At 69.0% G+C, this 14,439-nt stretch carries 15 protein-coding genes and 1 pseudogene; 1 reads left to right on the top strand and 15 read right to left on the bottom strand.

Annotated elements, in window-relative coordinates; translation table 11 throughout:
• A pseudogene (locus tag H7965_RS31090) lies at positions 1-414 on the top strand (IS701 family transposase); the annotation flags it as partial.
• 2 nt (positions 415-416) lie between these two features.
• Here the strand turns inward: H7965_RS31090 and bfr are convergent.
• The 15 genes from bfr to H7965_RS18890 form a co-directional block, all read right to left on the bottom strand.
• On the bottom strand, positions 417-920 hold the full coding sequence (gene bfr, locus H7965_RS18960) for a bacterioferritin (protein ID WP_186772154.1): 504 nt from the start codon (positions 918-920) through the stop codon (positions 417-419).
• Positions 921-1,098: 178 nt separating this feature from the next.
• A complete protein-coding gene (locus tag H7965_RS18955) occupies positions 1,099-1,299 on the bottom strand; it encodes a (2Fe-2S)-binding protein (RefSeq protein ID WP_186772153.1) in 201 nt (66 codons plus the stop codon).
• Positions 1,300-1,311: 12 nt separating this feature from the next.
• The gene (locus H7965_RS18950) at positions 1,312-2,343 is read right to left on the bottom strand and encodes an extracellular solute-binding protein (RefSeq protein ID WP_186772152.1); all 1,032 of its coding nucleotides are present in this window, start codon (positions 2,341-2,343) and stop codon (positions 1,312-1,314) included.
• Between the two features lie 128 nt (positions 2,344-2,471).
• Entirely contained in the window at positions 2,472-3,260 is a 789-nt protein-coding gene (locus tag H7965_RS18945) for an HpcH/HpaI aldolase family protein (RefSeq protein ID WP_186772151.1), read from the bottom strand.
• A 404-nt stretch (positions 3,261-3,664) separates the two neighbouring features.
• Entirely contained in the window at positions 3,665-5,272 is a 1,608-nt protein-coding gene (locus H7965_RS18940; protein WP_186772150.1) for a hypothetical protein, read from the bottom strand.
• A gap of 134 nt (positions 5,273-5,406) precedes the next feature.
• Positions 5,407-5,787 carry a YraN family protein gene (locus H7965_RS18935; protein ID WP_186772149.1) on the bottom strand — a complete coding sequence of 127 codons (381 nt, stop codon included), beginning with the start codon at positions 5,785-5,787 and terminating at the stop codon, positions 5,407-5,409.
• Entirely contained in the window at positions 5,787-6,851 is a 1,065-nt protein-coding gene (locus H7965_RS18930) for a threonine aldolase family protein (RefSeq protein WP_186772148.1), read from the bottom strand. The genes H7965_RS18935 and H7965_RS18930 overlap by 1 nt, the downstream gene beginning before the upstream one ends.
• 183 nt (positions 6,852-7,034) lie before the next feature.
• Positions 7,035-7,661, bottom strand: a complete 627-nt coding sequence (locus tag H7965_RS18925; protein WP_186772147.1) for a glutathione S-transferase family protein — start codon at positions 7,659-7,661, stop codon at positions 7,035-7,037.
• Positions 7,662-7,856: 195 nt separating this feature from the next.
• A complete protein-coding gene (locus H7965_RS18920) occupies positions 7,857-8,327 on the bottom strand; it encodes a type II toxin-antitoxin system RatA family toxin (protein ID WP_186772146.1) in 471 nt (156 codons plus the stop codon).
• Entirely contained in the window at positions 8,327-9,265 is a 939-nt protein-coding gene (lipA, locus tag H7965_RS18915; protein WP_390624579.1) for a lipoyl synthase, read from the bottom strand. The genes H7965_RS18920 and lipA overlap by 1 nt, the downstream gene beginning before the upstream one ends.
• A 71-nt stretch (positions 9,266-9,336) precedes the next feature.
• Entirely contained in the window at positions 9,337-10,737 is a 1,401-nt protein-coding gene (lpdA, locus tag H7965_RS18910) for a dihydrolipoyl dehydrogenase (RefSeq protein WP_186772144.1), read from the bottom strand.
• Between the two features lie 97 nt (positions 10,738-10,834).
• Positions 10,835-11,317 (bottom strand): GNAT family N-acetyltransferase, encoded by a 483-nt coding sequence (locus tag H7965_RS18905; protein ID WP_186772143.1) that lies wholly within the window; start codon positions 11,315-11,317, stop codon positions 10,835-10,837.
• Entirely contained in the window at positions 11,314-11,658 is a 345-nt protein-coding gene (locus H7965_RS18900) for a VOC family protein (RefSeq protein ID WP_186772142.1), read from the bottom strand. The genes H7965_RS18905 and H7965_RS18900 overlap by 4 nt, the downstream gene beginning before the upstream one ends.
• Positions 11,655-12,995, bottom strand: a complete 1,341-nt coding sequence (locus H7965_RS18895; RefSeq protein WP_186772141.1) for a pyruvate dehydrogenase complex dihydrolipoamide acetyltransferase — start codon at positions 12,993-12,995, stop codon at positions 11,655-11,657. Before H7965_RS18895 ends, H7965_RS18900 begins: the two co-directional genes overlap by 4 nt.
• 12 nt (positions 12,996-13,007) lie before the next feature.
• Positions 13,008-14,438 carry a pyruvate dehydrogenase complex E1 component subunit beta gene (locus H7965_RS18890; RefSeq protein WP_186772140.1) on the bottom strand — a complete coding sequence of 477 codons (1,431 nt, stop codon included), beginning with the start codon at positions 14,436-14,438 and terminating at the stop codon, positions 13,008-13,010.
• Between the last annotated feature and the right edge of the window lies 1 nt (position 14,439).

Raw genomic sequence — 14,439 nt, 5'->3', positions numbered from 1 at the left:
CACCAAAGGCCCGCTGAGTGCCCACTTTGCCGCTCGACGGGTTCGGGTGGCCGAAGGACCGCAGTCGGAGATCGGACATCGCCTGCCCGGTGATGAGCTGTGGCTGGTGGGCGAGCGGCGCAGCAGCAGATGAAAGAAGAACTCGGCCTCGACCACTTTGAAGGGCGATCCTGGGCTGGCCTGCACCACCACGCCTTGATGGTGCTGATCGCCTTCGCCTTCCTGCAGCACCTCCGGCTAGCACAGAGTGGCCAGCGGGGAAAAAATCTGCGCCACCGGACCGCCGCCCCAGCCCACCTTGCCCGCCATCCGGCGCGCACTGCTGGCTCAGCTCGCTGCCGCCATCCGGCTGCGATGTCCCAGATGCCGCGAGTTCATCGACCTACACAAGCGCGAATGAAAGTGCCGAAGTAGTGCTAATCGGTCCCGGCGTCGGCCTCCTGCTCCGGCGCCGAGCCGCTGTTCAGCAGGATGTAGCGCTCGATGCCGATCAGCTTGATCAGGTCGAATTGCCGCTCAAGGAAATCGACGTGCTTCTCCTCGCTTTCGAGGATCCGCCGCAGCAGGTCACGGGAGACGTAGTCGCGCACCGATTCGGTATAGGCGATGGCTTCCCGCAGGTCGCGCAGCGCCGCTTCTTCCAGCGTGAGGTCGGCGCGCAGCACCTCCTCCACCGTCTGGCCGACCATCACCTGATTCAGCCGCTGCACATTCGGCAGCCCACCGAGGAACAGGATCCGCTCGATCAGCCAGTCGGCATGCTTCATCTCATCGATCGATTCCTCGTACTCGTGCTTGCCGAGCTTCGTCACGCCCCAGTGACGCAGGGTCCGCGCGTGCAGGAAGTACTGATTGATGGCGGTCAGCTCGTTGGTGAGCTGGGTATTAAGGTGCTCAACCACCTTCGGGTCGGACTGCATCGCGGCTCTCCAGGATACGGCCGCGGCAATCCACCCATGCCGCGGCCTCACCCGTCACGATGGCGGGAGGCTCGCGGACTTACAAGCCGGCTGTCGCCAGCGTGATAGCGCAAGTCCCGGTACTTGCTGCCTGATACGCAGTCGCAGTCACGCCGGGCGCGGCGCCGCCAGACCGGTTTCAGGCCGAAGTGGCGGGCGCTTCCTGGCAGGGGCCCTGGACCATCACGTCACGGATCATGCCGAGGATCATCCGAGTGCAGGTGCCGCACTGCGCCTTGCAGGCGCAGGCGTTGTAGACATCGCGCGGCCGGCGGGCACCCTGTGCCACGGCCTCCGAAAGCTGCCGGTCGGTCAGTGCGTTGCAGAGGCAGATGATCATCGTGCCTGCCCCTCAGCGCCAGCCGGCGCGCTGCATGATCTGCAGCGCGGGCCCGGCATGGGCATTGGTGCGGGCGGCATCCACCGCTTCGGCGCGGAAGCTGCCCATGGCGGTCAGCGCGGGGTGCAGCGGTGCATCCGGCACCGCTGGGTATTCCATGTTGCCCAACGCGAACATCTCCTGCGCCTTGTCGCTTACGAGGAATTCGAGGAACCGCTGGGCATTCGCCCGGTGCGGCGCGGTCTTCACCATTCCCGCACCGGAGATGTTCACATGCGCACCGCGGTCACCCGCTGCCTGATTCGGGAAGATCACCCCGATGCGGCGGAACACCGCCTGATCCTCGTCCCGCGGCGAGGCGCCCAAGGCGGCCAGATAATAGGTGTTGGCGATGGCAAGCTGGCACTGCCCCGCGGGGATGGCGCGGAACTGGTCGCGGTCGCCGCCCTGCGGCGGGCGGGCCATGTTGGCGACCACGCCACGCGCCCAGTTCTCGGCCGCCGCCGGGCCATCGGCCGCGAGGATCGAGGCGCCGAGGCTGATGTTGTAGGGGTGATTGCCGCTGCGCACGCAGAGCATGCCGCGGAATTTCGGATCGGCCAGATCCTCGTAGCGCGTGAGGCCCTGCGGCGCGCCGCGCTGCTTGTCGTACATGATGACGCGGGCGCGCTGGGACACGGCGAACCACAGCCCGTTGGGATCGCGCAGCCCGGCCGGGACCCGGCGGGCGATCACCTCGGAGCGGACCGGCTGCAGGATGCCGGCATCGGCGGCGCGGGCCAGCCGGGCGGCATCCACGGTGATGAAGACATCGGCCGGACTGTTGGCGCCCTCGTTGCGGATGCGCTCGATCAGCTGGTCGGCGTCGCCCTCAATGAGCCGGACGCGGATTCCGGTCTCCTTGGTGAAGGCCTCGTACAGCGCGCGGTCGCTGTCGTAATGGCGGGAGGAATAAAGATTCACCTCCTGCGCCTCGGCCGCGGCGGAGAAGCTGAGGGCGAGGCCGGCGGCAAGCAGGCCAAGGATGCGTCGGTGCGGGCGCATTGCTGTCACTCCATCTTGCCCGCGTTGATAGCGATACTGAGAACCATTCGCAAGCAATCCTTCGCCACGGCACCGGGAGCCCTCACCTGCCCCGATGCCCAGCTTGCCTCAGTTCAGCGTCTTAGAGGTCAGCCACCCTGGAGGCCGCGCAGGAATTTGCTCCGCGCCGTTGCCCCGGCCAGCAGCAGGTTGTGGTCCGAGCCGCTGAGCAGGAAGCGCGCGCCGAGCTTGATATAGGCCGCTGCCCAGGTCTCGTCGTAGACCCCGCCCATGCCCATCACCTTGCCGGCATCCTTGCAGGCCTTGGCGACCGTGGCATAGGCCGCCTGCACTCGCTCATGTCCGATCTGCCCGGCGATCCCCATAGAGGCGGTGAGGTCCGAGGTGCCGATCAGCAGCACATCCACCCCCGGCACCGCGGCGATGGCGCCGGCATTCTCCACCGCTTCCGGCGTCTCGATCATCACCGCCACCAGGATGTCGCGATTCAGTTCGACCTGCGCCTCGGCCACCGCAGGCGGCTTGAAATTATAGGCGAAGGGCGGACCGCCCCAGGAACGGGTGCCGACCGGCGGGAAGCGATATGCGGCAGCAACGGCGCGGGCCTCCTCCACCGTATCGACATGCGGCACGACCACGCCCATGGCGCCGTTGTCGAGCGCGCGGGTGCCCTCGAACACCGCATCCTTGCAGACCCGCACGATCGGCGTGATGCCTTGGTTCAGCGCGGCGATGGCGATCTGCGTGGCGTCGTGGACCGAGGTTGCGCCATGTTCCATGTCAATGAACAGCCAGTCATAGCCGGAGGCGGCGGCCAGCATCCCGACCGCGGCGCCGCGCAGGTGGTGCACCCCGAAGCCGAGGGCGAGTTCGCCCTTGTCCAGGCGCTGCTTGACGTGATTCGGTACGATCGGCATGGCGTTCCCTCCCAGGAATTAGGTGAAGCGCACCATGCGTTGGCGACGCGGTCAATCCGCAGTGATGCCCGCGCGCCCGGATCACCGTTGACCATCTGGCGATATCCGCGCAGCAGCCGGGCGGGAAGCCCAGCAGGGTGATGGCACGCTCCCAGGCGGCTGCGCGGCGGGAGCCAGCGCCGCCAGGGAACCACGGCCAAGGAACAGTACCAGCGGACCGGTTCACTGACCGGTCCGAGGCCGCGCCAGGTGGTTCGAAGCCAGGCAAACGGGGGGGCACGCCTTACGGCGACACCAGGCGTTTGAGGAAGCCCTGAAGGTGCCAGGGTTCAGCGCCGTTGGGCATAATGTCGAACGGGCAGCTCCCCCGCCCCTGCCCGTTCGACTCCAAGCAGTATTTCCGATCACCGCTTGGCCAGATACTCCCGCGCCGTCGCCAGGGAGGCATTCGGCTGCTCCGCCGGTGCCGCGATCTCCAGCAGCGCCGTGTAGTGCCGCCGCGCCGCGTCCCGGTCGCCGGCGAGGACGGCGCTGCGCGCGGCGCCATCCACCGCGCGGAAGCGCCGTGGCTCGGTCTGCTGCACCGCCTCGAACTCCCGCTGCGCATCGGCGGGGCGGTCCAGCAGCAGCAGCAGCTCAGCCAATTGCTCGCGGGCCGGGGCAAGCGGGCCGGGGGTCACGGGATGCTTCTCGGTCCGCGCCTCGCGCTCCGTTGCCTCCTGCAGCAGCACCAGCCCCTGGTCGCGATCGCCACGGGCGTAGGCCACCCAGCCCTCTGCCGCGACGCGCATGATCTCGACCTGTTCCTGCCAATAGGCATCCCGGCCGGCAAGCGCCGTCGCCCCGGCCTTCAGCGCCGCGATATCGGGCGTTGCCGCCTCCGGCCGGCCGGTCCGCGCGGCGCCGAGGGCCCGGGTGAAATGCGTCGTCGCATCCACATAGGGCACGCCGAAGCTGCGGGTATCCAGCGCCGCCGCCGCCGGCCAGTCCCCGAGCTCCAGCGCCAGGCGCGCCGGCATGGCGGTGAGGGCATAGCCGCCGAGCGGGCGGTCGGGAGTCCAGCGCGCCAGCCGGTCGGTCTCCGCCAGGACACGCCGTGCCGCCATGGGCTGGCCGGTCTGGAGATAGGCGTAGACCAGATAGTCCAGGGCATGGATCTCGTCGAAGATCTCCTCCCGCGCCCGTGCGGTGGCGGCGGAGCGGCGGTTGGTCTCGATCGATTCCTCCCAGCGGCCGACGCGGGTGAAAATGTGGGAGGGCATGTGCAGCGCATGCGGCGCATCCGCGGCCAGCGCGGCATAGCGTTCGGCGGCCGGCACCCCCTGGCTGGCCAGTGCGGGCACGTCATAGGTGTGGATCAGGTAGTGGACGATGCCGGGGTGCTGCGGGTAGCGGGTGGCCTCGGCTTCCAGGATCGCCGCGGCGCGGCGCTGCTTTGCGTAGGTCTTGTCGGTCGCCGGGGCGGCCATGTTGAGCGACAGCGCATAGAGGACCGCGACCTCCGGATCATTCGGCAGCCGCTGGTACAGCGCCGCCATCGCCTCCTCGTAGCGCTGCAGCCGGGCGCGGTGCCCGGGCAGGTCATCACCGGCGAAGATGGTGGCGAGGGCGGCGATGAAGCCGGCCTCGCGCTCTGTCTTCGGCCCCATGGCCTCGGCCTGGTCCAGCAGCGTCTTGCCCTCGCGCAGATTGGCGGCGACCGGCGGGGTGAAAGGGTTGTTCAGCAGGGTCAGCGCCTGGCCCCACAGCGCCATGGCGCAGCCGGGGTCACGCTGCGCGGCGTCGCGGAAGGCATCGCGCGCCGCCTGGTACCAAAAGGAGTGCTGCAGCTTCATCCCGGTGTCGAAGGCCGCCTGGGCCTCGGGGGTGCAGGAGACGGGGAAATGCACCTCGCCCAGGATCGGGCCGGGCTGGGCATGGCTGTGGCCATGCATCGGTTGGGCCCGTGGCGGCATCGGTCCGGCGGCCAGACCCGCTGCCAGGGCGAGGCCGGCGACTGCGGTTTTGCGCATGTTTCCATCCTCTCGGCGCCATGCGGCAACCGGTGGCCAAGGCGGCACCGCCCTGGCCCTGCGCCGGCACCGCGGGCCCGATTTATAGTATACGAATTTTGCCTGGCAGTGACGGCTATAGTGCCGGGCAGCGTTCACACGTCGCCCAGCCGGAAGGCATCGGCGACGCGCCGGACCGTGCCATCGGCAGCGACCAGCAGCACATCGAAGCGGATGCCAGCGGCGCCCTGACCGGGATGTTCCGCCAGCCAGCATTCCGCCGCCGCCAGCAGCCGCGCCCGCTGGCGAGAGCCGAGCGCCGCGGCGGCCGCGGCAAGGCTCGGCCGCGCCTTCACCTCGATGAAGGCCAGCAGCCCGTCGCGCTCGGCAACCAGATCCAGCTCGCCCGCCGGGGTGCGCAGGCGGCGGCCGAGCAGGACCCAGCCCTCGGCTTCCAGCACCGCCGCCGCCGTGGCCTCCGCGGTACGGCCGGCGACATCGGCGCGGGCGCCGCGCAGGCGCCGCGCCGGCTCCATCAGCCGTGCAGCGCGGCGCGGATCAGGCCGATGGCTTCCTCGATCATCGGCGCGGTCACATCGAGATGGGTGCAGGCCCGCACCCGCCCACCGAGTCCACTGACTGCGACCCCCTGCATGGCCAGCCGGCGCTGCAGGGTCGGTACGTCGCAGCCGGCCCCCTTGACGTCGAAGAACACCAGGTTGGTCTCCGGCTCCTCGACCACCAGCCCCTCGATCTGCCGCAGGCCGCGGGCCAGCGCCTTGGCGTTGGCGTGGTCTTCCGCCAGCCGGTCGACATGGTGGTCCAGCGCATGGAGACAGGCGGCGGCGCAGATTCCGGCCTGGCGCATCGAGCCGCCGAGCCGCTGCTTCCAGCGCCAGGCGGCCCCGATGAAATCGCTGCTGCCGCAGAGCACCGCGCCGAGCGGCGCTCCGAGCCCCTTGGTGAAGTCCAGCCAGACGCTGTCGTAGGAAGCGACCATGTCCTTCGGCGCCACGCCGGCGGCGACGCAGGCGTTCATCAGCCGGGCGCCGTCCATATGGGTCGCCCAGCCCTCGCCATGCGCCACCGCGGCGACGGCGTTGAGCTGCGCCAGCGGCCAGACCTTGCCGCCGCCGATATTCGCCGTCTGCTCCACCTCCAGCAGCCGCTGCGGCGGGGTGTAGCGGGTCTTCGGGCGGATGGCGGCGCGCACATCATCGGCGGTGAACATGCCGCCGGCGCCCTTCAGCGGCATGATCTGCACGCCGGTGAAGGCGGCATGGGCGCCGCCCTCGGAGAACAGGATATGCGCCGTCTCATGTGCCACCACCTCATCGCCCTTGCCGCAATGGGTCAGGATGGCGACGACGTTGCACATGGTGCCGGAGGGCAGGAAGATCGCGGCTTCCTTGCCCATCAGCGCCGCCATGCGGTCGCAGAGCGCGTGGACGGTCGGATCGTCGCCATGCTGCTCGTCGCCGACCTCGGCACGGAACATGGCGTCTTTCATTGCCGCGGTCGGGCGGGTCTGGGTATCGGAATAGAGGTTGATGCGGACCGGCGGGGCGCCCGCGGGCGGGCGGGCGGGGGCATGGACCATGGTGCGGGATTCCGGGCTGCGACTGTGCCGGGAAACTGCGACCAATGCGCACCGCAGGCAAGCCTCAGCCCTGGGCGAAGGCTTCGGTGCCATCCAGCCCAGTTCCCGGACACAGCCATCCGGGACCTGGCAGGCGTGCCGTAGGTGACGCCGTCTCGCCCGAAGCTGGCCCTCTGGGGCAGGCTATGGTGGCACCGGGAAGTGCCGCGACCAGGCCGAAGCCAGCCGCGGCCTGGTCGCCACCGCCCGGGCAAGCCCCTGGATGCGCGGGCAATGCTCCGGCATCCAGTCCTCATTGCCCATCCAGCGCGACAGCACCGCCAGGTAGATGTCGGCCAGGGTGAGGCGGTTGCCCAGCAGGAAGGGCGCGGGCACCGCCTCGCGCTCGATCAGCTGCCAATACTCGCGCGCCATCTCCCTGGCGCGGCGGCGGATCGACTCCAGCTCGGCGCCGAAGCGTTCGGGGTAGTCGCTGCGGGTCACGCAGGGATAGATCTCGCTTGCCGCCAGCATCATCCAGCGCAGCACCAGGGCGCGGCCCGGGTCGGCGGCAGGTGGCAGCAGCCCGGCCTCGGGGTGGCGGGCTTCCAGGGTCAGCAGGATGGCGGTGCTTTCGGTGACAACCGTGCCATCCGGCAGGATCAGCGTGGGCAGCCGGCCCATCGGGTTGATGCGGTGGTAGTCCTCGGCAAGCTGGGCGTTGGTGTCGATCGACACCGGGCGGAGCTCCGCCGTGGCGCCGATCTCGGCCAGCGCAAGCTCGACGGTGGCGGAGCCGGAACGGCGGTCGCCGTAGAGGATGTAGGACATGCACCGAGCCTGCCGCCGCCTCGGCAAGACAACCAGTGAAAAAGCCTGATGCGGCGGATCAGCGGGGCTGATGCGCCGACCCAGGCGGCTGCTGGAGCGGCTTCTGTCCGCCTTGGTTCACGGAAACCGCCCCAGCCTTTTGTCTGGACAAGCAAATCGCGCTGATCAGCCGAGTCCACCTGACCGGAGTTTGCTCTATCCCTGGGCCGCCGGCACCGGCGCGCCCGGCGCCTGCGGCCGGCCATAGAGCTGCATCGCCCGGCGCTCGAAGGCGCGAACCATCAGCCGCACCGCCTCGTTGAAGACGGTGCCGATCACCGCCTGCAGCAGCCGTGAGCGGAATTCGAAATCGACGAAGAAATCGACCTCAGTGCCCTGTGGATGCGGGATGAAGCGCCAGTGGTTGTTCAGGTACCGGAAGGGACCGTTGAGGTAGCGCACATGCACATGCTGCGGCCGCTCCAGCGTCACCTCGCTGCGGAAGCTCTCGCGGAACATCTTGAAGCCGATGGTCAGATCCGCCACCAGCCCGTCGTCATTGTGCGAGATGACACGGGCGCCGACGCACCAGGGCAGGAACTCCGGGTAGCGGCGGACATCCGCCACCATGTCGAAGAGCTGTTCGGGCGAGTAGCGGAGAATCCGCTTCTCCGCATGCGTCGGCATCAGGCGGCCAGCCGGGCGGCGCGCGCCTCGCGCAATGCGGCGAAGTCGCGGTCGGCATGATAGCTGCTGCGGGTCAGCGGCGTGGCGGAGACCAGAAGGAAGCCCTTGGAGCGCGCCATGCGGGCGTAATCCTCGAACTCTTCGGGCGTGACGAAACGGTCCACCGCGGCGTGCTTCACGCTCGGCTGCAAATACTGACCGATGGTGAGGAAATCGACCTCGGCGCAGCGCAAATCATCCATCACCTGCAGCACCTCGATCCGCGCCTCGCCGAGCCCGACCATGACACCGGATTTGGTGAAGATGGAGGGATCGAGCTGCTTCACCCGGTCCAGCAGCCTGAGCGAATGGTAGTAGCGGGCACCGGGGCGGATGGTCGGATAGAGCTTCGGCACGGTTTCCAGATTGTGGTTGAACACATCCGGCCGGGCGGCGACCACCACCTCCAGCGCACCGTCCTTGCGCAAAAAATCCGGTGTCAGCACCTCGATCGTGGTCTCCGGCGCGGCGGCGCGGATGGCGCCGATCGTCCGGGCGAAATGCCCGGCGCCGCCGTCCTCCAGGTCGTCGCGGTCGACGCTGGTGATCACCACATGCCTCAGCCCGAGCGTCGCCACCGCCTCGGCGACCCGCCGCGGTTCATCGGTATCCAGCGCCTTCGGCAGCCCCGTCGCCACATTGCAGAAGCTGCAGGCGCGGGTGCAGGTCTCCCCCATGATCATCATGGTGGCGTGGCGCTGCGACCAGCATTCGCCGATATTCGGGCAGGCGGCCTCCTCGCAGACCGTGACCAGCCGGTTCTCGCGCATCAGCGCCCGGGTCTCGTGGTAGACCGGGTGGGTCGGCGCCTTCACCCGGATCCAGGCAGGCTTCCGCTGGATCGGGTTGTCGGGCCGATGGGCCTTCTCGGGATGGCGAATTTCGATACGGGTGGCCATGCCTTGCATTCCAGTGGCCTGCCGGTCCCGGCCCGCGCAGCGACACGCCGCGCAGGCCGGAGGGCAGGACGCTACATGTGGATCACCCGGCCATAGGCATCAAGCACCGCTTCATGCATCGCCTCGGAGATGGTCGGGTGCGGGAAGACGGTCTCCATCAACTCGGCCTCGGTGGTCTCCATGGTCTTGGCGATGGTATAGCCCTGGATCATCTCGGTGACCTCGGGCCCAACCATGTGGGCACCAAGCAGCTCGCCGGTCTTGGCGTCGAAGACGGTCTTGACCAGCCCCTCCGGCTCACCCATCGCGATCGCCTTGCCATTGCCGATGAAGGAAAAGCGCCCGACCTTCACCGCATGCCCGGCCTCCTTCGCCGCCGCCTCGGTCAGGCCGACGCTGGCGACCTGCGGCCGGCAATAGGTGCAGCCGGGGATGTTCAGCGGCACCAGCGGATGCACCTCGTTCAGCCCGGCGATGTGCTCGACGCAGAGCACTCCCTCATGGCTCGCCTTATGCGCCAGCCAGGGCGGGCCGGTGAGGTCGCCGATGGCGTAGACCCCTGGTTCCCCGGTGCGGCACCATTCGTCGATCACGACATGGGCGCGGTCGACCTTCACCCCGGTGCCCTCGAGGCCGATGTCCTCGACATTGCCGACGATGCCGACCGCCGAGATCACCCGGTCCGCGACGATCTCCTGCACCTTGCCGCCGGCCTCGATCACCGCCGTCACGCTGTCGTCGGCCTTGCGCAGCCCCTGCACCTTGGCGCCGGTCAGGATCTTCATGCCCTGCTTGGCGAAGGCCTTCTGCACGAAGCCGCTGATCTCGGCGTCCTCCACCGGCAGGATGCGGTCCAACACCTCCACCAACGTCACCTCGGCACCAAGGTTGAGGTAGAAGCTGGCGAATTCCGCGCCGATGGCACCGCTGCCGATGACGATCAGCCGCTTCGGCATGGCGGGCGGGACCATGGCTTCCTTGTAGGTCCAGACCAGCTTGCCATCCGGCTCCAGCCCCGGCAGCACCCGGGCGCGGGCGCCGGTCGCCAGGATGATGTGCTTGGCGGCGAGGTCGGCGACCGGCTTGCCGTCCTTGGTGACCGAGAGCCTGCCCTTGCCGGCCAGCTTGCCATGGCCGTCGAACACCGTGACCTTGTTCTTCCGCAGCAGGTGCTTCACCCCGCCCGAGAGCTGACCGGCCACGGCGCGGCTGCGCTTGACGATCTTGCCGATGTCGAAGCGGATGTTGTCGGCGGCGAAGCCATAGGCATCCAGCGTGTGCAGCAGGTGGTTGATCTCAGAGCTGCGCAGCAGCGCCTTGGTCGGGATGCAGCCCCAGTTGAGGCAGATGCCGCCGAGATGCTCGCGTTCCACCACCGCCGTCTTCATGCCGAGCTGCGCCGCGCGGATGGCGGCGACATAGCCGCCGGGGCCGCCGCCCAGGACGATCAGGTCGAAGGATTGCTCGGCCATGGTCACACTCTCCCGAAGACTGCGGTGGCGGCGGGGCCGCGGGGCTGGCGGTGGCTTGCGGCGTATGTGGAGCGAGATGGCCTGGCCATGCGCCTGCCTAGCCGGCGGCCAGCGCGTCGAGCGCCGCGCCGCTCAGGCGCTGCAGGGTCCAGCCCTCGCGCGGCACCGCGCCGATGCTGCGGTAGAAGGCAATGGAGGGCGCGTTCCAGTCCAGCACCGACCATTCCATCCGGCTGCAGCCGGCGGCCAGCGCCCGGCGCGCCAGCTCGGCGAAGATGGCGCGGCCGATGCCGTGGCCACGCCGGTCCGGGTTCACGAAAACATCCTCGACATGGAGCTTCGGCCGGCCGTCGAAGGTGGAAACGCTGTAGAACCAGAGGGCGAAGCCCGCGGGCGCTCCATCCCATTCCGCGACCATCGCCTCCGCTCGGCGCGGTGCGCCGAACAGCAGGCGGCGGAAGTCGTCCTCGGTCGCCTTCACCTCGTGCAGCAGCTTCTCGTATTCCGCCAGGGCGCGGACGAAGTGCAGCACCAGCGACAGGTCGGCCTCGGTGGCGTTGCGCAGGCGGAGGCTGGTCATGACCTTGCCTCGTGGCAGACCACCTCGATGCGGTTCCCCGCGGGGTCGCGCAGGAAGGCGGCGAAATACTCCGGGTGGTAATGGGGGCGCAGGCCGGGCGGCCCGTCATCCGCCCCGCCCGCGGCGATCCCGGCCTGCCAGGAGGCTGCCGCCTCCGGCCGCGGCCCGGCGCGGACCGAGAGATAGCTACGCCCCGGATGCGCCGCATCGGCCCGCAGCCCATAACCGACCCATTCTGCGCTGCGCCCGACCACCGCCACACCAAGCGCCGCCATCACCGCATCATAGAAGCGTGCGGCAGCGGCCAGATCGGGCACGGTGATCGAGACGTGGTCGATCACAGCATCAGGCTCAGCGGATCCTCCACCACGCCCTTCAGCGCCTGCATGAACTCCGCCGCCAGCGCGCCGTCGATGACGCGGTGGTCGACCGAGAGGGTGCAGGTCATGACCGTGGCGACGGCAAGCTGGCCGTCCTTCACCACCGGCCGCTTCTCCCCGGCGGCGACCGCGAGGATGCCGGCCTGTGGCGGGTTGATGATGGCGCTGAACTCGCGCACGCCATACATCCCCATATTCGAGATGGAGAAGCCGCCGCCCTGGAATTCCTCCGGTTTCAGCTTGCCGGTCTTGGCCCGGGTGGCGAGGTCCTTCATCTCGTTGCTGATGGTCGAGAGGCCCTTCTGGTCCGCCTTGCGGATGATCGGCGTGATCAGCCCGGTCGGCGTCGAGACGGCGACCGAGATGTCGACGTCCTGGAACTGCAGGATGGCATCCTCGGTCCACATGGCGTTGACATCGGGGAAGCGCCGCAGCGCAGCCGCCACAGCCTTGATCACCAGGTCGTTGACCGAGAGCCTGAAGCTGGCCGGGCCATCTTTCGGCGATTTCGCGTTGAGGTCGGCGCGCAGCTTCAGCAGCGCGTCGATCTCGAAATCCATCGTCACGTAGAAATGCGGGATGGTCTGCTTCGATTCCGACAGCCGCCGGGCAATGACCTTGCGGATGGTGCTGTTCGGCACCGCCGTGTGCGGCGCGGTCACAACCGGAGCGGGTGCGGCCGGCTTCGCGGCCGGGGCCGGTGCGGCTGCCGCGGGCGCAGGGGCCGGCCCCTTGGCCAACGCCGCCTCGACATCCGCCTTGACGATGCGCCCGGCTGGGCCGCTGCCGGTAAGCCCGCCAAGGTCGAGCCCGGCCTGCTGCGCCATCCGCTTCGCCAGCGGCGAGACGAAGATGCGCTCGCCGCCGGCATGGCCATTGGCCTTCGGCGGCTGCGGCTGCGGGCTCGGCGAGGCACTTGCTGCCGGAGCCGGGACCGGCTGCTCGGCGGCACCGGCGACCTTGCCGCCGGCCTCTTTCACCGCCTCGATCGCTGGGGCGGCGCTGGCGGATTGCGCCGGCTCGGGCGCCTTGGCGCCGCCACTCGGCACTGCCTCGCCCGGCTCGACCAGCACCGCGATCGGGTCGTTCACCTTGACGCCCTGGGTGCCATCGCCGACCAGGATCTTGCCCAGCACGCCCTCGTCCACCGCCTCGACTTCCATCGTGGCCTTGTCGGTCTCGATTTCGGCGATGATGTCGCCGGCCTTGACCTGGTCGCCTTCCTTCTTCAGCCAGCGCGACAGCGTACCCTCGGTCATGGTGGGCGAGAGCGCCGGCATCAGGATGTTGGTTGCCATCGATCCCGCCCCTTACTTGTAGGTCACGCGCTTCACCGCACCGACAATGTCGGCGACGGTCGGCAGCGCCAGCTTCTCAAGGTTGGCCGCATAGGGCATCGGGATGTCCTTGCCGGTGACCCGAACCGGCGGCGCGTCCAGCCAGTCGAAGGCGGCCTCGATGACCTGCATGGCCACCTCGGTGCCGATATTGGCATAGGGCCAGCCTTCCTCCACCGTCACCAGCCGGTTGGTCCGCTTCACCGAGGCGGCGATGGTCGCGGCATCCAGCGGACGGATCGAGCGCAGGTTGATCACCTCCGCCTCGATCCCCTGCTGCGCCAGCTCCTCCGCCGCCTGCATCGCCCAGCCGACGGCGATGGAATAGGCGACGATGGTCACGTCCTTGCCGGCGCGCTCGATCTTCGCCTGGCCGATCGGCAGTACGAAATCCTCGGCGACCGGGCATTCGAAGCTCTGGCCGTAGAGAATCTCGTTCTCCAGCACGATGACCGGGTTGGGGTCACGGATCGCCGCCCGCAGCAGACCCTTGGCATCGGCCGCGGACCAGGGCGCCACCACCTTCAATCCCGGCACATGCGCGTACCAGCTGGCGTAGCATTGCGAATGCTGCGCCGCGACCCGCGCCGCGGCGCCGTTCGGGCCGCGGAAGACGATCGGGCAGCCGAGCTGGCCGCCGCTCATGTACAGCGTCTTGGCGGCGCTGTTGATGATTTGGTCGATCGCCTGCATGGAGAAGTTGAAGGTCATGAACTCGACGATTGGCTTGAGGCCGGTCATCGCCGCGCCCACCGCCATGCCGGTGAAGCCATGCTCGGTGATCGGCGTGTCGATCACCCGCCGCGGGCCGAACTCATCCAGCAGCCCCTGGCTGATCTTGTAGGCACCCTGGTATTGCGCGACCTCCTCGCCCATCAGGAAGACATCGGCGTCGGCCCGCATCTCCGCCACCATGGCGTCACGCAGCGCCTCGCGCACGGTGATCGGCTTGGTCGGTCCCCAATCCTTTTCCGGGGCAGCGGCGGCCTCTCCGGCCTTGGCCGCGCCCTCGCCGCGCGCCTGACCACGAGCCGCGACGGCGCCGTGATCCTCGGCCTGTTTGGCCACCTCGCCCACCGCGGAGCTGGCGGCGGCCGGCGGGGCGGGCTGCTGCGGCATGGCGGTGTCGTGGCCGGGGGCCTGCGGCCGCGCGCCATTGGCGCCGCCACCATCGAGTTCGGCGATCGGGCTGTTGACCGAGACGCCCTCGGTACCCTCGGGCACCAGTATCCGGGTCAGCGTGCCCTCATCCACCGCCTCGACTTCCATGGTCGCCTTGTCGGTCTCGATCTCGGCGATCACGTCGCCGGATTTCACCGCGTCGCCCTCCTTCTTCAGCCAGCGGGACAGCTTGCCCTCCGTCATGGTCGGGGAAAGTGCCGGCATCAGGATCTGCACGCCCATC

This window comes from Siccirubricoccus deserti (assembly GCF_014283215.1).
GTDB classification, from domain to species: Bacteria; Pseudomonadota; Alphaproteobacteria; order Acetobacterales; family Acetobacteraceae; genus Siccirubricoccus; species Siccirubricoccus deserti.
The sequence above is the reverse complement of the archived record's forward strand: the minus strand, read 5'-3'. Positions and strand labels throughout refer to the sequence as shown.